Genomic DNA, 21,325 nt, shown 5'->3' with positions numbered 1-21,325 from the left:
GGTATGCCTACAGCGACAGGTCGGCTTTCACAGCACGAACAGCAGGCGGCGCGCTCCCTGCGAGCAGGGCGCCCCACTGAGACACTTGACCGTTTGTTCCATTGTGTGGAAGCAGCCAAAGCCGCGGCCGAAAGGCCGTTGCGGGAGCGTCAGTGAGCGTGTACATCACCGAAATCCTACCGTACCGATTTCCAGCGTGGCTGGCTGTCGGGCCAGGATGTGAGCAACCGCATCGTCAGGCGCACCGATGAACGCATGAAGGACGCCGGGCCACCCACACAACAAACCCCACATGAAGAGGATCCACGTCCCCCTCGTCTAAGTACAGCGGATGCTGCTCATTGGTGAGCGCCGACACTACGTGTTCCTGGCTGGCCGTCAACTGACCATCCGCGTGCCGCAGGACCGACTCCAAAGCGTGGCGTGCAAACGCGGTATCGTCATGCACTCCAGCGGCGCTGACCCCCACAAACTCCCTCCGACTCACGACATCAAACCCGGCGTCTTCAAGCAAAGGCGACCATTGCGGCCAATCATTCCACCCCCGAGTCGACATCAATTCTTGCACCCGTTCACTCAACCCTGGGGCAAGGAACGCCACCTTCTGCGGCACCACAGCCGGGAACCCATCATGCTCCACAATGACCACGTGACCCCCCGGCGCAAGAACATCCCACACCCGCCGAAGAACCCCAACGGGGTCTTCACTGTGGTGCAAAGACGCCGACGCCCACACCACATCCACACCCTGGATGTCCGGCAATGCCACATCCATGTCGCCCTCAACAGGCACCACCCGCGTCAAACCCAACTCAAGCGCCCGCGCCTCTACCCGCGCTAACGCCTGCCGGTGCGAATCAAGCGCAACCACACGAGCATGCGGGCACACGCCCGCCAACTCAAACGTTGCCCGACCTGTTCCCGCCCCAACATCAAGAATCGCCTGTGGCGAGGACGGTAAAGAACGGACAACCTCAGTCACCAAACGGTGATAAACCTCAAGGCCGATGCGCTCACCCACAACAAGGTGATACGGGTCAGCGGTGTGTGCACTGGTCATAAAGCTAGCCTACGCCCCGCCCCTGCCATTCACCGGTTTTCCCGAAGCCGCCACAACAGCCACACAAAATACGGAGTTCCCAACAACGAGGTCACCATCCCCGCTGGTAACTGCGCCGGAGCAAGCACCGACCTCCCCAGCGCATCGGCAAGAACAACCAGGAAAGCGCCCATGATCGCAGTCAAAGGAAGGAACCACCGATGCCGTTTACCCACCACCAACCGAGCCGCATGCGGAGCAACCAACCCCACAAAAGAAATCACCCCCACCGTTGCCGTGGCACACGCCGCCAACACCACCGCAACCCCAAGATGAACCACCTTGGAACGGTCCACCGCCACCCCCGCTAACTGGGCAGTGACATCGTCAAGCTGAACCACATCCAAATCACGGGCCGTCCGTGACACCACCACGCCCGCCACCACAAGCGCTATACCAAGCCACACCAACTGAGGGAATGTCGCACCAAAAGTGGACCCACCCAACCAAGTAATCGCCTTGTTCTGGTTCCACGGGTCCGTTTGCACCAGCAACAACGTTGTCATCGCACTCGTCCCCGCTGACATCCCCACACCCACCAACACCAACCGCATCGTCGAAACTCCGCCACGAGACGACAACCCAAAAATCACCACGGCAGCAATCGACGCAGCACCCAACGCCCCAGCAAACAACACCACAAACGACGGCTGAGGAACCGAAATCAACGTCACCACAGCACCCAAACCCGCCGCAGACGACACCCCAAGAACCCCAGGATCAGCAAGTGGATTACGGGTAAAGGTTTGCAACAACCCACCCGACAACGCCAACGCCATCCCCGATAACGCGGCCGCGACAATCCGCGGAACACGCGTATCCAAAATAATGTCCAATCGCACCGACGCGTCCCCGCGCACCCAGTTCGCCACATCGCCCAACAACACCAGCTGGTCACCAACCATCACCGACACAGCCATCACCACACCAAGACCGACCACACCACCGCCAACGATCAGCCACGGAAACCGGCGTGCAAAAGCCCCACCCGCACGCATTGAGGCCAACGCATGATGGTCACCAGCAGGAGGCAGCTTCCGTGCCAACACCACCAGCGCCACAGCCCCCAACACACTAGTCACCACACCCGTGGGAACAGTCACCCCTTTGACCGCACCAAACACGGCACGCACCGCCACATCGGCAGACAACACCAACGCCACCCCCGCGACCGCTGACGCCACAAAAAACGGGGCCTGCTTCCGTAACGGGCGCACCCACGCAGCAAGTAAACGCACCACCAACGGGGCGCACAGCCCCACAAAACCGATTGGCCCAGCTACAGTCACCGCACTGGCAGCAAGCAGCACCGAACCAACCACGGTGATAAGACGGGTACGAACAAGAGGGACCCCCAACGAGCGGGCTGCGTCATCACCCATGTGCATGATCGCAAGATGACGTGTTTGGGTCAGCAACACCACGACTGTCACCACCACAATAGGTGCCGCAGTAATCACCGCTTCTGTTCCACGCTGAGATAACGACCCCGCGCCCCACGCGAACAACCCTTGGGTTTCCCACGGAAACAGGAGCAGCACCACCGACGTCATCGCCGACAGCCCCAAAGCAATGACCGAACCGGCCAACACCAACCGAATCGCGGACGTGGTTCCCCCAGCAGAAATACCAAGGACAAGGGATGCCGCGGCAAGCCCACCCACAAACGCGACTCCGGTGCCAGATAACACCCCGGTCTGGAACCCAAAAGCCGAGACAAGCGTCAACGCAAGGTAGGCCCCCGCGTTCACCGCTGTCGTGTCCGGGGAGGCAAGAGGGTTACGGGTCACCGACTGCATGGCAGCGCCCGCCACCCCCAACGCGACCCCCACAAGGAGGGCCGCGCCAAGCCGCGGGAGGCGGGACTGGGTGATAACAAGAGCCGACTGAGGAACATCGCCGCCGGTCAACAGGCCCCACAAGTCTGCGATCCCCACCGCCGCTGTGCCCTGAGTAAGGTGCACAACGCTCGCGCCAACCAGCCAGGTAGCGAGCAACAGCCCCGCAACGGTGGTGCCAAATGCGGAATGATCACCGATGCGCGCCACCGGTGGGGAGTCTGTGTGCGCAGGGATGGGTGCGGTCTGGGTGGTGTGGGCGGACACGGAAGCCCTTTACAGGTCAGCGCCGTCAGTGGCGGTGGTGGGTGGAGAGGTTATGGTGCGGTGAGCTGGTTGGTGATGTCGTTGCTCCACGCAGTCATCGACACTGGCCCGCCATATGCCCAGATGCCGACAGCACCTCGGTAGACGTGGTCCTCCTTGACGAAGGGGAGGTCTTGCCACAGGGCGGCGCTTTCTAGGGCGTCAATGGACTCAGATGTGTCGTTGCCCCAGTAAAAGAATCGGGTGTTATCAGGGAGGTTGGTTAAACCTTCCAAGTCAATGTTGGACAGGCCCCACTGTTCGTCACCTGGGTCTTCCCACGCTGGGGTGAGGCCCATGTCGTTGGCGACAGCTTGAACTGTGGTGCGCGGCCCATGCATGCGGATGGTGACGTTTGCGCCATCTGCGTAGGGTGATGACAAGACGATGGGGGTCCCCTCGAGACCAGCATCAGCTAATTTTTGTGCGTTCGCTGCGATCGTGTCGTCGTAGGTGGCGAGGATTTTCTCGGCGTTGTCTTCTTGACCGAGCGCGGTGGCGATCGTCGTGAACTCGCTGCGCATTAAGCCAAGTGGGTCATCCCCATTGGCCCCAGTCATCAAAGCAATCGGGGCGATGCGCTCCATTTGTTCCATGGCTGAGTCAGGAATTGAACCGACCGATCCCAGGATGAGATCAGGTTCGAGGGTTGCGATTGTTTCAATGCTCGGTTCCCGGCGTACACCCACATCGGTGGGTTCATTGGTGAGCGGCGCTGCAGTGCCAACCCAACTGGTGTAACCAGCAACATCTGCAAGCCCAACAGGCTCAACTCCCAAGGACACGACAGCTTCTGCTTGTGACCATTCCAAAACAACCACGCGGGTAGCAGGACCGTCGGGAAGAGTCACCTCTTCTCCACGCCCATCGGTGAAAGTGAGAGGGCCGCTGGAGGACTCTGGTGCCTCACTGACTGTTGTTTGTGAGGCTGCTGGTTCTGTGGTGCCACAAGCAGCGAGCAGTGTGACCGCTGCGAGGAGTGCTCCGGCCGCAAGGCCACGGGCGCGGGTGTGGATCATGATGTCCTTTCGATGGTGTCCCGCACAGTACGGGGTGACGTCAGCACACGGGTGCTGGCTGGTTGGTGTGAGCGCGTGGTTGCGCTCGCAGTGTCAACGTTGTTGGGGTGCTCACCGTGACCGTTGTCGGGGTGGTGTGGGTGACAACAACGTCAATGTCGTACACGGTGGTGAGTAGGTCCGAGGTGAAGGCAAGGTGTGGGGGGCCTTCGGCGACGACCTGGCCTTGGTCCAAGACCAGGACGGTGTCAGCGACCGCTGCGGCGTGGTTGAGGTCGTGGAGCACGACCCCAACGGTGATGCTGTGGGTGTCCGCGAGTTGGCGCATTAATTGGAGTATCTCGACCTGGTAGCGCAGGTCGAGGTGGTTGGTGGGCTCGTCGAGAAGGAGGATTGAGGTGTTTTGGGCGAGGGCACTGGCGAACCAGACACGTTGGAGTTGACCGCCAGAGAGGGTGTCCACGTAGTGGTGAGCTAGTGGTGCGATCCCGGTGAGGGCAAGTGCGCGTTTCACTGCATCGGGTCCGTGTGGGTCTGTTCCGCGCCAGCCGTGGCGGTGTGGGTGGCGCCCAAATTCCACAACGTCGTGAACGGTCAGGCCCGCAGGGGTGGGGCGCGCTTGTGACAGGAGCGTGATCTGACGAGCAAATTCTTTTGCGCTGAGCGAGTTAATGGGGGTGGTCTTGTTCAGGGTGATAGTGCCGTGATTGGGGCTGTGGAGGCGGGAGAGGCTGCGAAGCAGTGTGGATTTTCCGGAGCCGTTGGGTCCAACGAGAGCGGTGACTGTCCCTGGTTGTAGGTGAAGGGACGCGTCATGAATAACCGTGTGGGTGCCGTATGCAATGGTGAGATTGGTTCCCTGCAGGAGACCGGTGATCTCTGGGGATGGTTGCTGTTCAGGCGAATGCACGGAAGACACCCCCACACATTAAGTGAGCCTTACCTAAATACGCAACTAGCGTCTTGCGTATTGACGGTAGGCATCCCCTCGTGTGCGTGATCGTGTCTGGTGGAGTGACTCTCATGGCGAAGTTCGATACAGTGACAGGCGCTAGGTGTCTCGTTAGGTGAGGCTCCATCGCGAACATAGGCCACTCATCTGACGACATCGAGAGATGCCCAAGATGAGGACAAATCCTCCCGGCTTAAGGGTTGATTCCAAGTGGCTTCCTACGTTTGGCGTAGGACACGTCGCGGTGTGTCAAAGCTCTTACGTGGACGCGCCACACATGCCGTGCACAAGAATAATGGCAAGAGTTTGGGGTCTGTTCAATTGTCGCGTGCAGGTGACAAATACAAGGAACATTCATGCGCAAATCACTAGAAAATTCCATCATTGATGCGGTTCTGGCGGAAGATCTCCCCAATGCAGCCCACCAACTCACACAAAGTTCGCCGTTGGATGTTGTATCCATCATGGGGCGAGTAGGTGCGCATCACGCGGCAGTGATTTTTCGCCTACTGGCGAAAGATCGAGCAGCTGAAGTTTTTGAACTCCTCGAACCAGGAATTCAAGGAGATATCGTTCGCACTCTTGGGGGCGAGGACGTGGTGATGTTGTTTGCACAACTGGCACCAGATGATAAAGCTGCACTTCTTGATGAGCTGCCTGCTGCGGTGGCGAAGCGACTTTTAGAATCGCTACCTTTTTCTGACCAACGAGTAACTAATGTCATTCTTGGGTATCCCACGCGTTCAGTGGGGAGATGGGCTAATCCGCGAGTTGTTGCCCTTCGACCGCATCTTCCTGTAGACGAAGCTCTTCAGCTAGTTCGACAGCAGGCTAGTTGGGCGGAAACTATCTATACAATCGCGGTGGTGTCTGATAGCCGCCAACTTGTTGGTGTGGTGGGCCTACGTGATTTACTGTGCGCGCAGGATAGTCGATTAGTGGAAGACGTCATGTCTCCTGCGCAATTTGCTCACGTCACAGAGCGTGCCGAGGACGTTGCCCGCAGAGTGGTGGCTCAGGACTGGCTTGCGTTACCTGTCGTCGACCGCGAAGAAAGGCTCGTCGGGATCTTTACTGTCGATGATGCAGGTCAGGTACTCACAGAGGAGGAGGATGAAGATTCTGCCCGTGCCGGCGCATCGGAGCCGCTTCCACGCCCCTATCTCGCCACATCGGTTGTCAACATCGTTCGTTCTCGGGTTGTGTGGCTCATGGTGCTCGCTGCGTCAGCGTTGTTTACCGTGCACGTCCTGGAAATGTTTGAAACAACACTCGAGCAAAAAGTCGTGTTGGCAGCATTCATTCCGCTCATTATCGGTACTGGAGGTAACACAGGAACTCAAGCGGCAACAACGGTGACACGTGCGCTAGCTCTTGGTGAGGTGAGACCAACAGATGTGCTGACAGTGATGTTCCGGGAAGTGCGGGTCGGGTTTCTTCTCGGAGCGATTCTTGGGGCAGCGGCTTTACTTCTGGCCACCTTGGCGTATGACGTTTCAACAGGCGTAGTTATCGGTTCGACGTTGATGGCAATTTGTATGTTGGCGGCGACAGTTGGGTCTGCGATGCCAATGATTGCTCGCACCCTTCGAGTGGATCCTGCTGTCTTTTCTACGCCGTTTATTACAACATTCTGTGATGCCACCGGGCTCCTGCTGTATTTTGTCATTGCGCGCGCAGTGTTCGGTCTGTAGATCACATTTCTCTCAACAAAGCGTAAGAAATGGCTCGCTGGAACATAACCTTAAGTACAAAGCACCTGTGTTCTTCCACCCCCACGTCAGGACGTTGCTGTGCCATCGTTGTCATCTGTCCGAAATGTTGTGCTGTCTGCGGTTGTGATGTTCTTGGCATTCACCGTGGCTGCGTGTTCTGCTCCGGCGTCACAGTCATCGACCCCGCCGCCTCAACCCACACACGAGAACACTCGTGGTGTCACTGCCTACGGCACCGATGGTGCCGTCGTGGAGTGGAGTGTTGTCCACCGGGACGCGGTCAGTGAAATCCCGCGAGACATGGTGGTATCCGATGGTCATGTCGTCCCCGTGTGGGGGTGTGACCGGTTCATTGTGGACCGTGGCGATGCGGGGGCTGGGCTGCGCCTCGCCGTGGCGTTACCTGGGGATCGGTGCGGTGAAGACCCCGCCCAGGTCCCGGCTGGAGACCTCCCAGGGGTCGTGGAGGAAGGAATCTTCCGAGCATTTTCTCCGTCAGTGTTCCTTGTGGACGGCGCGCCACGTCGGGTGACTGGGATGACAGTGGGTGAAGGCGTGGCGGTGTGGCAGGAGCACCCAGTCGGGCACGCCGACGATGGAGATTGGTTCGTGTTTGCGGCCGACGTGCTCACCGGAGATACATGGCTGCTCTTGACCTCACGCGATGTGTGGGGGGAACTGCCGCCGATTCCTTCGCCGCCGTTCCGGCCTGTGGTCACTGCGGGGCAGGTGTCCTTTTCCCTCTCGATTCCTGCCGACGGGGATCTGGGGGCGGAACATGCTGTTCATGTGCAAGGGGACGCGCACGCCGTCCATGCGTTGGTGTCAATCGATGTGCGAGGGGCAGAGGTCAGCATAGATCGGCACGATGTGGCTGGTGTTGTGCATCTCTCTGAGGGCCTTGCCACAGTATCGAGTGACATTGTTGAGGTTGTACCTACTGATGGTGACCAGCGCTCGGGTCGCCTCCCCGCAGCAGTTGCTGTTGTCGTGGAAGCGCCAACCGGTGACCGACCCGTTCTTGAGGTTGGCCATGATAGGGCAGGATACTTGACCGTCCGGGATGTGTTCACGCAGGTTGCCGGGGCAGGAGACGTAGTAGCTGCAGGTGTAGGCGGGGACCTCTATGTGCGCGACTCGGCAACGAATCAGGCATGGAAAGTGCCATCGGCGGTGTTTCCGCCCATGCTTCATGATGCCCAGGTGGACGTCACAAACGTTGACGTGGTGGGCACCCGCGTCGCCTGGTCTTTACGGGGCCACGGGGACGACGCCCATAGTGTGGTGGCATTCTTTGATGTGGATACCCAACGCGTGGCATGGGCTAACGTGGCTGGCACCACCGAGTTCCTCACGCATCACGACGACAGTGTGAGCTGGGTCTCGAGAGGGGAAGCAGGTCCAGCGCTCTCTCAGGCACCGTGGATGTAATGTCCGCTTCGCACCACCTACTCTCAGCAACTGACAAGGTTTCCCACCCACCTCCAATTTCACCCGCAGTATACCTGCAGGTCACGGTGTGTTAATAGACAAGTCCCCGTCACCCACCGTGGAGGAAACCCATGGACCTACCCGTCATTGCTGTCGACCTCGTCGCCATGCTCATCATTGCCTACGCACTGTACTACCCGCGCCACCGACGAAAAGACCTCGTCGTCGCGTTCCTCGTTGTCAACGTTGGCGTCCTCGGGGTCTCCACAGTCCTAGCCCAATCAACCGTCGGAGCAGGACTAGGGCTTGGACTCTTCGGTGTCCTGTCCATCATCCGACTCCGCTCCGAAGAAATCAGCCACAGCGAAATCGCCTACTACTTCGCCTCACTCGCCATCGGGCTCATCGCCGGGTTATCCACCACCATCACCGCAACAATGCTGATCATGACCACCCTTATCGTCATAGCGCTCGCAGTGTGCGACCACCCGAAGATCTGTGCCCGAAGCAGGCGCGTCACCGTGCGCCTCGACCATGCAGTGGGAACCGACAGCGAGGCCACAATCGCCTGCGAGCGAATCCTTGGTATAGCGCCCGAGCATGTGACGATTCTTGACATTGACACAGTCAATGACACTGCCCATGTGGTTGCCCGCTACCGGCCTCAAGTCACGTCACCTGTCACCATTGGGGGTGAGTCATGACTCGAGTTGTGAACCAGCTTGCCGATTCTTTGGTTCCTATTTCTCTTGCAGAGGTCATTGAACGTGCTGCGCTGCTGACTCGCACTGATCGCAAGTACATTGTTCCGCATGCTCTTGTCCCGCCGCTGACTCAACTCTGGGACCGTCAGGGGATGCGGGTTGTTGATGTCAACAACAATCGTTGCGTTTCCTACGAGTCGGTGTACTTTGACACGCCCACGAATGACTCCTATGAACGCACTCTGACCAGGCGTCGTCACCGCTACAAGGTACGGACGCGAACCTACGCTGACAGCGGTGACACGTTCCTGGAAGTCAAGACGCGCGATGGCCGTGGCGCCACCGTCAAAGACCGGATCCCTCATGCTTCCCGCACACACCTCGACCCTGATTCGTGTGCGTTCATCCGTTCTGTTCTGGCAGCTCGTGGGGTGACTCGACCGCCGCGTCAGCTAGCCCCCGTGGTGTTCTCGACTTACCAACGCACCACAGTAACTGATTTGACGATGCGCGTGACGCTGGACACCGAACTCACCTGGCATCACCCCAATGGATGTCGCTACGACGCTGGGGACATTGTCATTCTTGAAACGAAAACGCCTGGTCACCCCAGTGCGACTGACCGTTGGTTGTGGCAGCACGGAGTGCGCCCTACCACGATCTCGAAATTTGCTACTGGGCGAGCTGCGCTTGACCCAACGCTTCCAGCACACCGCTGGAATCGTGCTCTGACCCGTACTTTTGCCGATGCGCCACGGTTTTCTAGCGCCACCGCCTTGGGGAGATCAGCATGAGCCCTACACCCTTCACACGCGCCATTATTTTTGCTGGTGTGTTGAGCGCAATCCTGGTTGGTTGTTCCGGTGAATCACCTGAATCAGGTGATTCACCGGACCAAACGCAGCAGAGTTCAACAACCACCATTGATGCAGCGTCGGTTGATGTGACCCAAACAGTTGATGAGGTTCTTGCGGCGAATGACACCGTTCACTTAGTCGATGACGTCGACGTGTCAGCAGGTGTTGACGTCGACCTTTCCTCGCCGGGGAAAACTGATGGGGTGAGCGTTGATGGTTCTACTGTGACCATCACTGCTGCAGGGACCTACCGCCTTTCTGGAACGTTGTCGGGGTCGCTTCAGATTGCTGCCCCTGACGCTCACGTCACGCTGATCCTTGATGGGGTGACGATCACGTCGACGAGCGGGCCAGGGATTGCTGCCACGGATGTGGATGAACTGACAGTGTTTCTTGCTGAGGGGAGTGTGAACACTGTGAGCGATGCTGCGGAGTATCCGCAGGACATCGAGGCGAATGCTGCGCTGTTTAGTGCTGGAGACCTGTCCATTACTGGTGTGGGGACGCTCAACGTCCAAGGGGCCTACGAGGACGCTATTGCGTCCAAAGATGGACTAATTATTGATTCTGGCACCATCTCTGTGACCGCTGCTGATGACGGGATTCGTGGGAAGGATTATGTCGTCGTGACCAGCGGGGAGGTGTCAGTGACTGCTGGTGGAGATGGGCTGACTGCGAATAACGATACAGATGACACCCGAGGGTTTGTTGTTGTGAACGGTGGAACGATCACTGTTGCCGCCCGCGGGGATGGGATTTCGGCGGAGACGGACCTCCTTGTCACGGGGGGACAACTCACGGTGGAAAGTGGAACGGGATCAGCGACCGCGCCAACAGACGACATCTCAACCAAAGGTCTTAAATCTGGTGTGATGACCATCATTGCTGCAGGGGAACTGACAGTCGACGCGCAAGATGATGCACTTCACAGCAACGGAGCCATCGTGCTGACTGGAGGTGAGATCCTCCTAGCGAGCGGAGATGACGCCGTACACGCGGATGGGCATCTTCGCGCATCAGAAGGTACCCTCACCATCACATCCAGTGTGGAGGGGATTGAGGGCTACCACATTGCCTTGGAAGGAACGACCATTGACCTGGTGGCCAGCGATGACGGGTTGAATGCCACTGGTGGGAATGACATGACCACTGACGGTCAAGCCCCACCACAGTCGGACGACACTGAGGGGGTGCCCCGTGAGCGCCCGAACGACGGAACACCACCTGACGGTCGTGACATGCCCCAGCCGCCGAACACGGACAACGCCCCTGATGCGAATAACACCCCCGATGCGGACAATGCCCAGCAGCGCCCGCAAGGTGTCCGCCCACAAGGAGGTGGAATGGGTATGGAAGCAGCAACGGACGCCTCCCTGGCCATCAGCGCTGGCCGTATCACCATCACAGCCGGGGGCGATGGCATCGACTCCAACGGATCATTCACCATGACAGGCGGTGAGGTCCGGGTTGATGGGCCAACACGTGGGGGTAACGGTTCACTTGACGTGGCTGGGGAATTTACGCTCACAGGAGGGACACTCCTTGCGTTAGGCACGGCGGACATGCCGGTCAATCCCAACAATGCAGAGCAAGCATGGATCCGTGTGGACACCCTGGGTGCGAGCGAGGGTGACACCGTGACGGTCACATCGGCACAGGGTGATGAACTGCTCACTACCAGCGTGCGGGACACCAGTGCGGCACTGTTCTGGTCTAGCCCACTCCTTGCCGACCACTCGGAGGTGACAGTGTCCGTCAATGGCGAAGTCGTGGGCACAGCAACGGTGAGTACAGCGGGTACAGGAGCCGCTGACGGGTAACAGCGAGAGCCAGATGTCACAGTGGGCGGCCCTCACGACCGGTCAAGGACAGGAACCAACTCCTGTTCGATCTGGTCTGTGAGGGTCGCCGCGTATGTTGCCGTGAGGTGGTTTTCGTCGCGATACACCAGGACGTTACCAATGACGGCAGGGCATGTTGTGGTAGTGCAGAACCAGGGTTCCGTGTCGACCAACGTGACATCGATGCTGAGTTCTTGGGCGATCGGGTAGGCGTCGCGCAGGTAGTCTACGGGCATCGCTTCTGCCACATCGCGGGCGCAAGCATCCGGGTTGCGCTCGTTGAGTGCAACACAGTCGGTGGTGCCATCTGCGGGCAGCATCACAGGGTTGTCCGTCAGCGCAACAATGGGGGCGACATCGTCGAGTTGTTGCCAGGCGTGGGTAAACCCGGTGGCAGGGTCGGGGGCACCGTCAGTGACCCAGGGGACATCAGTGCGAGCCGAGGTCACGATCAGGTCAATATCACCCGCCTCCTGCAGAGTGGATATCGTCTGTTTGTTAGCGGTCAGGCACGGCCCGCCACGGTCCGCATCGGATTGGCGTTGACCAAAACTCATCGGGCATGAGGAGTGGAAGTAGGTGCGCACCTGCCAGTTGTTGTCTTGCGCGAGTTCTTCAAACGCGGGGAGCCAATGCTCAGCGTGGGAATCTCCGACGAGGGCGATCACAGCGTCTGCTCTCGCGGGGTTCGTGGTCCCGTACACGCATTCGGGGGTGAACGGGTCTCCCATCTCTGATTTGCATTCCCCGTTGTGTGCACCTGATGGCAGCGATTGGCGGGCTGCATCCACTGCGGGGACGATCACCTCAGTGTCGAGTGCAAAAGCTCGGTGTGAGGACCGGGAAATTGCAGATCCGCCGACTCCGTCGACTGTCCGCTGAGCGATGTGCTGTTCCAGTTGTTCAGCTTCGTGTTGTGCCTGGGTGGCCAGGAAACCAGGGGCCACCACAACAACTGCAGTCATGAGGCTGGCAGCAGCGGCGATCGCGAGCACTCGCGGCGCATGGTTGTCCGTGAGGGGCAACCGCCCCAGGGGGCGTTCCACTGTGCGGTACATGAGCTCCGCCCCGGTGAGCGTGAGGAACACGATGCCGAGTCCGGTGATCCATGGGGGTGCCGAGGTGACAAACGGGGCAACAATGACCAGGGGCCAGTGGATGAGGTACATCGAGTAGGACAAGGTGCCGATGCGCTGCGTCACCGGGTGCGCAACAGCGGCCCACAGCGGACCGTGGGTTCGGGGGCTGTGGGCCCAGATGAGCGCGGTTGTGGCGAGGACCGGGGCGAGAGCCCCGGGTCCTGGGAAGGGGGTGGATTCGTCAATGAGGAGAAGGCTAAGGACCAGAGTCGCCCACCCGCCATACCAGGCGATGATGCGCGCCGGGGTGCGGTAGCGGTCCCAGATAGTCGCGATGTGGCGAAAGATCGTGTGCGGTGAGCGAGTAGTGCGTGCACTGGGGGACGGGAAGATCGCGACGGCAAGGAGCGATCCAGCTCCAAGTTCCCATAGGCGGGTGAGGAGCACAAAGTAGGCAGTGGGATCCGCGTCGAGGACGCGAATGTATGAGGCTGCGAAAGAGAGGATGACAAGACCGCCGAGCGCGCTGAGAGTGACAGTTTTGTGCCTGCCTCCAACGCGTGCGGCCAGGGCCGCTGCAACGATCATGAGCAGGGGAACCACGAGGTAGAACTGTTCCTCGACCGAGAGCGACCAAAAGTGCATGAACATGGTGTTCGCGGTGTCCTGGGCGAGGTAATCGACCGAGGAGTTCGCGAGCTGCATGTTCTGCACGTAAATGATCGACGCGATTCCTTCTGTTGAGGTGGTTGACCACCGGTTTGAGGGAAGGAATATCAATGCGGCGACCGTGGATGCGATGAGGATCAGGAAGGCCGGTGGCAAGATGCGTCGGGCGCGTTTCGCGTAGAAACGAGGCAAAGCGAGCCGACCGGTACGGGTGATCTCGTGGTAGATGTGCCCGGTGATGAGGAAGCCGGAGATGACAAAAAAGACATCAACACCGATGAATCCGCCGGGTAGGGCGGTAGGCCACACGTGGTAGATCACCACGGCGATGACGGCAAAAGCGCGTAATGCTTGGATGTCGAGCCGGAGGGTGCGCGGGGCACTGGCACCTGCAGTGGGCGGTGAGGAAGCTGGAACTGCTGGTTGCAAGGGCGCGAGGCGGTGTCCGCGCGAGGCGCGCGAGGTGGTCGGTGTGGGTGAACCGGTGGTCACAGGCCCTCCATCCGAGACGACGTTCGGCAAAAAATAAGACATAGTAGTAAAAAATGAGACACGTTTAGGTTGCGAAAAAGTGACAAATGAGATTGTTTCTCATTCATTGTCTCAACAAACCCGGGGTTCCACACGTCGTGATGATGGGGAGGTGAACCCTACTTGTTCAAGATGCACCATCGTGAAAGACATGTTTATCGTCGAACTGGGCCTCGTGTCCTACGATGGCGCACAACGCCGTGAATCCATGCACCCACACACAAGAAGGAGCATGACATGTCACATCTGACCGGGAAAACCGTCGCGTTTCTCGCCACCAACGGTTTTGAAGACTCCGAACTGACAAGCCCATGGGAAGAAATCGCCAGCCATGGTGCAACCGTGGAGTTGATCTCCACGAAAGCGGGCAGCATCACAGGGAAGAACGGTCACGAGGTGCACGTAGATGTCACCACGGACCAGGCAGTCCCCAGCCGCTACGACGGCCTTGTGCTGCCCGGTGGAGTGGTCAATTCTGACAGTATTCGCCTTGATGACAACGCGGTGTCCTTCGTGAAGCAGATCGTTGAGGCAGGGACCCCTGTTGGTGTCATCTGCCACGGAGCGTGGATTCTTGCCGACGCCGATGTCCTAAGAGGGCGGACGATCACGTCTTTCCCCACCCTGAAAACCGACCTGAGGAATGCAGGGGCAACCTGGGTTGACGACGAGGTTGTCACGGACAACGGATTGGTGTCATCGCGCACCCCTGATGACCTTCCTGCGTTCAACGACAAGGTCATCGAAGAGATCGCAGAGGGTGCCCACTGAGATTCGGCCATGACACCGGGAACTTCTTCGTGGACAATGGCGTTAAGGACAGTAGACACGGCGGTGCCCGCCTGCAGAGCTGACCACACCGCCGCCACAAGGAGGAAACGTGTCCAACCCGTACTTCAGTAATTCAGCCGTCTTTGGCGGAAAGGCCGACAAAGACGTCCAGCGCACCAACGCGCAGATGGATCCACGCTTCGCGGCGACAACGTCCGCCCAATACGGCGCAACCGACGCCGCAAGCCTGGACTCCATGTACAACTCGCCCGCTGCGACCACCGCAGACACTGGCCGCATGACGTATGACGACGTCATCATGAAAACCGGGGGCATGCTCGCGGTTCTCGTGCTGTCTGGTGCAGCCACCTGGATCGTGGCACCCCAGTTGTTCTTCGTTGGCGCTATTGTCGGGCTCGTTCTCGGTCTGGTCAACGCCTTCAAGAAAGAGCCCAGCCCGGTTCTGATCACGTTGTACTCCATTGCTCAGGGGGTTTTCCTGGGCGGGATCTCCAAGTTCTACGAAGCCGCCTACAACGGTATTGTCTTCCAAGCAGTCCTTGGAACGGTCTCCGTCTTTGTGGTCACGTTGTTCTTGTACCGGTCCGGCAAAGTGCGGGTGACACCAAAGTTCACTCGATTCCTGCTCATCGGGATGGTCGGATACCTGCTCTTCTCGATCCTCAACCTCATCCTCGTGTGGACCGGTGTCCTTGACGGATGGGGGATGCGCGGAGGCGGCCTCGGCCTCATCATTGGCCTGTTCGCTGTTGGCCTGGCCGCAATGTCCCTCATTGTGGACTTTGATTCTGTCGCAGTCGGTGTCCGCAACGGTGTCCCTGCCAAGTACGCGTGGGCTGCCGCTTTCGGAATCATGGTGACCTTGGTGTGGCTGTACCTCGAACTGCTTCGTCTTTTGGCGATCCTGCGAGGCGACTGACTCATCTCTCGTCAGGGTACGGGTCTTTATCACGAACAATGGCTCCCAGCAATGCTGGGAGCCATTGTTCGTGCTGACAGCGAAAGCGTGTCCACGATGATGGATATAGTCAGACATTTCCGGCACCACGCGTGCTGTCAGTGCTAGCGTGGAGGAGTTCATCAACGCTTATGGAGGTTACGACGCATGTCGACCACAATGCCCACAGCAACTGGCGGATTTGGCGAGAAGCCAACGATCACGTTCCCTGGCCCTGACGCCCCAGAAGGACTCCAGGTAGAAGTCCTCACCGAGGGTGAAGGCCGCGTCATTTCCGCAGGCGACAACATTGTTGTCCACTATCTCGGCCAATCCTGGGGCGGCTCGGTGTTCGACAACTCCTACGATCGTGGGGCAACCATTGACTTTCCCATTGGTGTCGGCGCCGTCATTGGTGGTTGGGACCAGGGGCTTGTTGGTCAACGCCTAGGCTCGCGCGTGCTGTTGTCCATCCCACCAGAGCTCGGCTACGGTCAGCGTGGCGTCCCCCAGGCAGGCATTGCCGGTGGCGCGACCCTCGTGTTTGTTGTGGACCTCGTCGACATCAAGTGACCACAACACCTGCATGACATGACAAGGGGTGACACGCACAGTGCGTGTCACCCCTTGTCATGCGCCAGCACAACGGCGCACATTAGCGGTCCTTGCTTGGGCGACGGCGAGCCTCCCGAGCCCGCTTCTTGGCAGCCTCAGCGGCAATGCGTTCCTCTTCAGCTTTCACTTCCCGCGCCACCTGCTGCTCAATGACTAACCACTTTGGTTCGTCACGGCGGATATCGTTAATCTCATCAGTAGTGAGCGGGTCGGTCAGGCCGTTGCGTGTCAAACCAGAAATGGACACGCCCAGGCGTTTAGCCACAATGGACCGTGGGTGAGGACCGTTTCGCCGCAAATCCTGAAGCCACTGAGGCGGATTGGCTTGAAGTTCGGCGAACTCCTCACGTGAGATCATGGAGTCCTGAAACTCTTGCGGAGCTGCCGGGAGGTAAATCTCAAGTTTCTTCGCGACGGTCGCAGGTTTCATCAACTGGGAGTTCGAACGAGTGGTCATACTCCAAGGGTAACGAATGCCGGTAGGCTGGATACGTGGATTCTGTTCAGGCTTCATCACATTCGCCCTCTGACACCTCACAACTTCGCATCGGCTATGTGCCCGGGGTGACCCCAGCGAAATGGGTCAACCGGTGGGAGCAGCGGCCTGACAGCACGTCTCTCACGTTGGTGCGCCTAGAACCACACGACAAAGGACGCGCCGCGGCCCACGGAGAGGTCGATATGGCCGTGGTGCGCTTACCCGTGCCCGAAGGGATCTTCCACACGGTTGCCCTCTATGAAGAAACCACCGTTGCGATCTTCCCCAAAGACCACCACCTAGCAGCCGCTGACCAACTACTCCTCAGCGACCTGAGCGACGAAACCCTCCTTCAAGCCGCTGACGACATGATCCCCTGGCCCGCAACTGCCCCCGGGCACCCCGCAGCCGAAGAACCACCCACCACTGAAGACGCGATCCCCCTCGTGGCTGCAGGTGTCGGCATCATTGTGGTTCCGCAGTCCCTTGCACGCCTGTACGCGCGCAAAGACCTTGACTACTGCCCCATTGATGACGCCCCTCGAAGTACCGTCGCGCTCGTGTGGCGCGTAGAGCGCGACGACGACCTCACCCAAGAATTTGTTGGAGTCGTCCGCGGCCGCACGCCTCAGTCCTCACGGGGTGTGCGCGCCACGACCGAAGCAGGTTCCCCCACCCGCACTGAACAACCATCGCGAGCTGGACGGACCCGCCCTCGCGCATCGGCAGGAAAGAAGACCACCCCTCAACGCCAACGAGGCGCCACCTCAAAACCTCAAGGAATCACAAGCAAAGGCAAAGCGTCAGGAAAGAAGAAGCGCTAACGGCGAAGAAGAAGCACGAACTACCCGGCGCGAATACTGGCAGTGTCGGCGACTAACTGCAGGCCACCCCGGTGGAATGTACCGGGCAATACCCTTGGGGGTTCTTCACCAAATACTGTTGGTGATAGTCCTCAGCGAAATAGAAGTCGCCCACACCATCCTCGTGGTCACTGCCAGCCCACGCTACCTGCGTTGTGATGCGACCAAAGCCGCGTTCCTCAAGGGCGCGCTGAAATGCCATAAGCGTCTCACGGGCAAGTCGCTCTTGGTCAGTTGTTGTCACATACACCGCTGACCGGTACTGAGTTCCCACATCATTGCCCTGTCGAAAACCCTGTGTTGGGTCGTGTGACTCCCAAAAATGAACAAGAATATCGCGGTCACTGATCACCGTCGGATCGTAAACAACCCGCACAACTTCAGTATGACCCGTCATCCCACTACACACTTCCTCATACAACGGGTGGGGTGTGTACCCGCCCATATACCCCACAGCCGTCGAGATCACCCCCGGCAACTGCCATAACTCCTTCTCCGCACCCCAAAAACACCCCAAACCCAGGTAGACCACATGACTCGAATCGGGGAAAGGGCCCTCAAGAGGTGTGTCAAAAACTCGGTGACGAGCAGGAAGAGAAAATGGACGTTCCGGGCGACCAGCTAACGCCCTTTCCGGAGATACCATGTGTGACCTCAGTGAAGCCCCGAATAAACCCTGAAACATGAATCCTCCTCAAGAATGACGCGCTCAACATGCCGTTCATGCAAGTATTGCCTACAGTTCCAACTAAGGCGCACCCCTCGATGTTCCCGCATCCCATCCTCGCGCCGACACCACCGACCCAGCCTGTGAGGCGAGCCGAAAGGACACCATGACGCACGAGCACGACGCGAACACACCCCACGATGAACCCACATCGTCCACGGTTCGTGTCACCAGCTCCTCGCTCAATAGCGCATTTTCCTCGCGCACCCGTGGTGACCAGCCCTATGTTTCACCCGCTCTCGTCGCAGGTGCGGCATGGGCGTGGCGGATCATCCTGCTCGCTGTGGTGGCCTTTCTCCTTTTTCAGGTCGTCACCTACCTCAAAGTTGTGGTCGTCCCAGTTGCACTCGCGCTTCTTTTCACCGTCCTGCTCCAGCCCATGGACAGGTTCTTGCACACCACCTTGAGGTTTCCGCGATCACTGTCCGCCGTCACGTCAGTACTTGCGCTCATCGCCGCACTGGCGACCCTCATCACCGTGGCCGGCCAGCAAATCGCCAGCGGTATCACAGAACTGTCTGACCGCGCAGTACAAGGCGTCAACGAACTGATCTCCTGGGCACAACGCGACCCGTTGAACCTTGACCTTTCACAAATCGATGCCTACTGGAATGACCTCCTTGACGCGGCTCAGAACCAATCCGGTGCACTGGTATCCGGTGCGCTATCGGTTACCTCAACAATTGGACACGTCATTGCCGGGGCACTCATCGCGATTTTTTGCACCATTTTCTTCCTCATTGACGGACGCAAAATCTGGACCTGGATCGTTGGCTTACTTCCCCGCCACGTGCGAGAGCGAACACATCAAGCCGGCCGTCGGGGGATTGTCACTCTTTCCGCCTACGTGCGAACACAAATCCTGGTCGCCTTTATCGACTCTATTGGTATTGGTGTTGGCGCAGCCCTTATAGGGTTGCCACTTGTCGTGCCTTTAGCTGCCCTCGTGTTTGTCGGTGCGTTCATTCCTTTTGTCGGCGCAATCATTACTGGCGCGGTTGCTGTGTTGGTCGCTCTAGTCGTCAAAGGATGGGTGTGGGCACTTGTCATGCTGGGGATTGTGCTCCTGGTCCAACAAATCGAAGGAAACGTTCTTCAACCGTTCCTCATGGGTCGCGCCGTGGCCATCCACCCCGTTGCTGTGCTCCTCACCGTGAGTGCAGGAACAGTCCTTGCCGGGATCGTCGGCGCGATCTTCGCCGTCCCGATTGTTGCAGTAGCCAACACCATCATTTTGTACCTCAACGGCCACGACAAATTCCCAGAACTCGGGTTTGATGACCGACTTCCCATGAAACCCACGGGCCGTAAAGCAATCATGGTGACCTCAGCGACACGGTATGTGGTGAGCCCGCAAGACACACCAGGTAGTGGCCAACAAGCGACGCTCATTGACTACTCAGCTCGAGTAGGCGAAACGTTTGAAAAACTCTTTGGTCGCTTCAACGCCAGGCAAACAGAAGGCCCCACCGCGACACAGAGCACAGAGCCACCTGCCGAAGAACTCACCACACAGGCGCCAGAGCCACCAGCGAACGAGCCTCGGGGTGGACAATAGCTCTATGAGCTTTCCACCCAAACCGTGGCCAGTCACAGCCCGTGCCATTGACGAGGCCGCATCCCTTCTTGAATCAGTCGCCAGAGTGACTCCCGTTGAGTCCTCGCGTGCTTTATCCACCTACAGTGGGCAACCCACCTGGCTAAAGTGTGAGAATCTCCAACGGTCAGGGTCGTTTAAAGTTCGTGGCGCCTACGTGCGCATGTCTCGCCTGAGCGCAGAAGAAAAGGCCGCGGGTGTGGTGGCTGCTTCCGCCGGGAACCACGCACAGGGGGTGGCAGTTGCCGCCGCATCGCTAGGAATTAACGCAGTGGTGTATATGCCATCGGATGCGGCGCTACCCAAAGTCGCCGCGACCCGTGAATACGGTGCTGAGGTGAGGCTGGTGGGGACAAGCGTTGACGATGCGCTCACGGCAGCGAAGCAGGAAGCACAGGCCACTGGTGCGACTTTCATCCACCCCTTTGACCACAACGATATTATTGCTGGTCAAGGGACGGTGGCGCGAGAGATCCTTGACCAGGTCCCCGATGTTGCCACGATCCTTGTCCCCGTGGGGGGTGGCGGGCTTCTTGCCGGAGTCGCCGCTTACTGTGCTCAACGCGCGCCCCATGTCACTGTCGTTGGGGTCCAAGCGGCACGCGCATCGGCGTGGACCCATTCGCTGGTGCACGGGGAACCCACGACAACCGATGTCGCCTCCACCATGGCAGACGGAATTGCGGTGTCCACGCCAGGGGTGCACCCGTTCGAGATCGCGCAACGGGCGAAAACCCGGGTCGTCACAGTATCTGAGGAGGACATTTCGCGGGCGCTGCTGTACACCACGGAACGCGCGAAACTTGTTGTTGAACCAGCTGGGGTTGCCGGTGTCGCTGCGCTGATGGCTTACCCTGGACAGTTTGAGGGACCTGTTGTGGCAGTTCTGTCGGGTGGCAACATCGACCCCAATGTGATGCTTCGAGTGGTGCGCCATGGTCTTGTTGCTGCAGGGAGGTTCCTGGTCATGAAAGTGAACCTCATTGATCGTCCAGGGGCACTGGCCACCATGCTGTTTGACTTGGCGTCACAAAAAGCGAACATCATGCACGTCGACCACGTTCGAACAGGAGTGGACCTTGCCATCGATGAGGTGGAGGTGACGATGCAAGTGGAAACCAAAGGGCCGGAACACTGCGCGGAGCTCTTGGAGTTCATGCGCTCACGTGGGTACCGCTTGTCCTCAACCTGACATGGGTCAGGGTAGGCGTTGGTTGTGAATACGACAAAGGCCGTGGCACCCGGTGGGGTGTCACGGCCTTCACTGTGTGCGGG

General features: G+C 58.9%; 18 protein-coding genes and 1 riboswitch. Of the genes, 11 read left to right on the top strand and 7 right to left on the bottom strand.

The features are described from left to right. Positions 1-235 precede the first annotated feature (235 nt). The 4 genes from JDEN_RS13110 to JDEN_RS09615 are packed head-to-tail and all read right to left on the bottom strand — an operon-like array spanning position 236 to position 5,181. The gene (locus tag JDEN_RS13110) at positions 236-1,060 is read right to left on the bottom strand and encodes a class I SAM-dependent methyltransferase (RefSeq protein WP_015772182.1); all 825 of its coding nucleotides are present in this window, start codon (positions 1,058-1,060) and stop codon (positions 236-238) included. Between the two features lie 29 nt (positions 1,061-1,089). Next, a complete protein-coding gene (locus tag JDEN_RS09625) occupies positions 1,090-3,204 on the bottom strand; it encodes an iron ABC transporter permease (protein ID WP_015772181.1) in 2,115 nt (704 codons plus the stop codon). 50 nt (positions 3,205-3,254) lie between these two features. Beyond that, positions 3,255-4,262, bottom strand: coding sequence for an ABC transporter substrate-binding protein (locus JDEN_RS09620; protein ID WP_015772180.1), 1,008 nt, complete (start codon positions 4,260-4,262; stop codon positions 3,255-3,257). A 40-nt stretch (positions 4,263-4,302) separates the two neighbouring features. Further along, positions 4,303-5,181 (bottom strand): ABC transporter ATP-binding protein, encoded by an 879-nt coding sequence (locus JDEN_RS09615; RefSeq protein WP_226926562.1) that lies wholly within the window; start codon positions 5,179-5,181, stop codon positions 4,303-4,305. Between the two features lie 133 nt (positions 5,182-5,314). Next, positions 5,315-5,489: riboswitch (M-box (ykoK) riboswitch) on the top strand. Between the two features lie 81 nt (positions 5,490-5,570). On the opposite strand from JDEN_RS09615, the gene mgtE reads away from it, so the two are divergent. The 5 genes from mgtE to JDEN_RS09590 all read left to right on the top strand — a co-directional run bounded on the left by mgtE (position 5,571) and on the right by JDEN_RS09590 (position 11,741). Beyond that, positions 5,571-6,908 carry a magnesium transporter gene (mgtE, locus tag JDEN_RS09610; protein ID WP_015772178.1) on the top strand — a complete coding sequence of 446 codons (1,338 nt, stop codon included), beginning with the start codon at positions 5,571-5,573 and terminating at the stop codon, positions 6,906-6,908. Between the two features lie 99 nt (positions 6,909-7,007). Further along, positions 7,008-8,360 (top strand): hypothetical protein, encoded by a 1,353-nt coding sequence (locus JDEN_RS09605; RefSeq protein WP_015772177.1) that lies wholly within the window; start codon positions 7,008-7,010, stop codon positions 8,358-8,360. Between the two features lie 131 nt (positions 8,361-8,491). Next, complete coding sequence (locus JDEN_RS09600) at positions 8,492-9,064, top strand: DUF4956 domain-containing protein (protein ID WP_015772176.1); 573 nt, start codon at positions 8,492-8,494, stop codon at positions 9,062-9,064. Beyond that, a complete protein-coding gene (locus tag JDEN_RS09595) occupies positions 9,061-9,858 on the top strand; it encodes a polyphosphate polymerase domain-containing protein (RefSeq protein ID WP_015772175.1) in 798 nt (265 codons plus the stop codon). Before JDEN_RS09600 ends, JDEN_RS09595 begins: the two co-directional genes overlap by 4 nt. Continuing rightward, positions 9,855-11,741 (top strand): carbohydrate-binding domain-containing protein, encoded by a 1,887-nt coding sequence (locus JDEN_RS09590; RefSeq protein ID WP_015772174.1) that lies wholly within the window; start codon positions 9,855-9,857, stop codon positions 11,739-11,741. The genes JDEN_RS09595 and JDEN_RS09590 overlap by 4 nt, the downstream gene beginning before the upstream one ends. A gap of 32 nt (positions 11,742-11,773) precedes the next feature. Here the strand turns inward: JDEN_RS09590 and JDEN_RS09585 are convergent, their stop codons facing one another. After that, a complete protein-coding gene (locus JDEN_RS09585) occupies positions 11,774-14,002 on the bottom strand; it encodes an acyltransferase family protein (RefSeq protein WP_015772173.1) in 2,229 nt (742 codons plus the stop codon). A 276-nt stretch (positions 14,003-14,278) separates the two neighbouring features. On the opposite strand from JDEN_RS09585, the gene JDEN_RS09580 reads away from it, so the two are divergent. The 3 genes from JDEN_RS09580 (at position 14,279) to JDEN_RS09570 (ending at position 16,343) form a co-directional block, all read left to right on the top strand. Continuing rightward, positions 14,279-14,812, top strand: coding sequence for a type 1 glutamine amidotransferase domain-containing protein (locus tag JDEN_RS09580; RefSeq protein WP_015772172.1), 534 nt, complete (start codon positions 14,279-14,281; stop codon positions 14,810-14,812). Positions 14,813-14,921: 109 nt separating this feature from the next. Further along, entirely contained in the window at positions 14,922-15,752 is an 831-nt protein-coding gene (locus tag JDEN_RS09575; protein ID WP_015772171.1) for a Bax inhibitor-1/YccA family protein, read from the top strand. Between the two features lie 186 nt (positions 15,753-15,938). Then, positions 15,939-16,343: an FKBP-type peptidyl-prolyl cis-trans isomerase gene (locus tag JDEN_RS09570; protein WP_015772170.1), complete on the top strand. Its 405-nt coding sequence runs from the start codon at positions 15,939-15,941 to the stop codon at positions 16,341-16,343. Between the two features lie 82 nt (positions 16,344-16,425). Here JDEN_RS09570 and JDEN_RS09565 read toward each other — a convergent pair whose 3' ends face one another. Further along, the gene (locus JDEN_RS09565) at positions 16,426-16,815 is read right to left on the bottom strand and encodes a DUF5997 family protein (protein ID WP_015772169.1); all 390 of its coding nucleotides are present in this window, start codon (positions 16,813-16,815) and stop codon (positions 16,426-16,428) included. Positions 16,816-16,877: 62 nt separating this feature from the next. Between JDEN_RS09565 and JDEN_RS09560 the strand changes: the two genes are divergently transcribed. Further along, complete coding sequence (locus JDEN_RS09560) at positions 16,878-17,687, top strand: LysR family substrate-binding domain-containing protein (RefSeq protein WP_015772168.1); 810 nt, start codon at positions 16,878-16,880, stop codon at positions 17,685-17,687. A gap of 52 nt (positions 17,688-17,739) precedes the next feature. Here the strand turns inward: JDEN_RS09560 and msrA are convergent, their stop codons facing one another. Further along, positions 17,740-18,372, bottom strand: coding sequence for a peptide-methionine (S)-S-oxide reductase MsrA (msrA, locus tag JDEN_RS09555; protein ID WP_041288424.1), 633 nt, complete (start codon positions 18,370-18,372; stop codon positions 17,740-17,742). Between the two features lie 187 nt (positions 18,373-18,559). Between msrA and JDEN_RS09550 the strand changes: the two genes are divergently transcribed. Continuing rightward, positions 18,560-20,011 (top strand): AI-2E family transporter, encoded by a 1,452-nt coding sequence (locus tag JDEN_RS09550; protein ID WP_015772166.1) that lies wholly within the window; start codon positions 18,560-18,562, stop codon positions 20,009-20,011. A 4-nt stretch (positions 20,012-20,015) separates the two neighbouring features. Continuing rightward, positions 20,016-21,242: a threonine ammonia-lyase gene (gene ilvA / locus JDEN_RS09545; RefSeq protein WP_015772165.1), complete on the top strand. Its 1,227-nt coding sequence runs from the start codon at positions 20,016-20,018 to the stop codon at positions 21,240-21,242. Positions 21,243-21,325: the final 83 nt, after the last annotated feature.

The sequence above is a fragment of the Jonesia denitrificans DSM 20603 genome, assembly GCF_000024065.1.
GTDB classification, from domain to species: Bacteria; Actinomycetota; Actinomycetes; order Actinomycetales; family Cellulomonadaceae; genus Jonesia; species Jonesia denitrificans.
The sequence above is the reverse complement of the archived record's forward strand: the minus strand, read 5'-3'. Positions and strand labels throughout refer to the sequence as shown.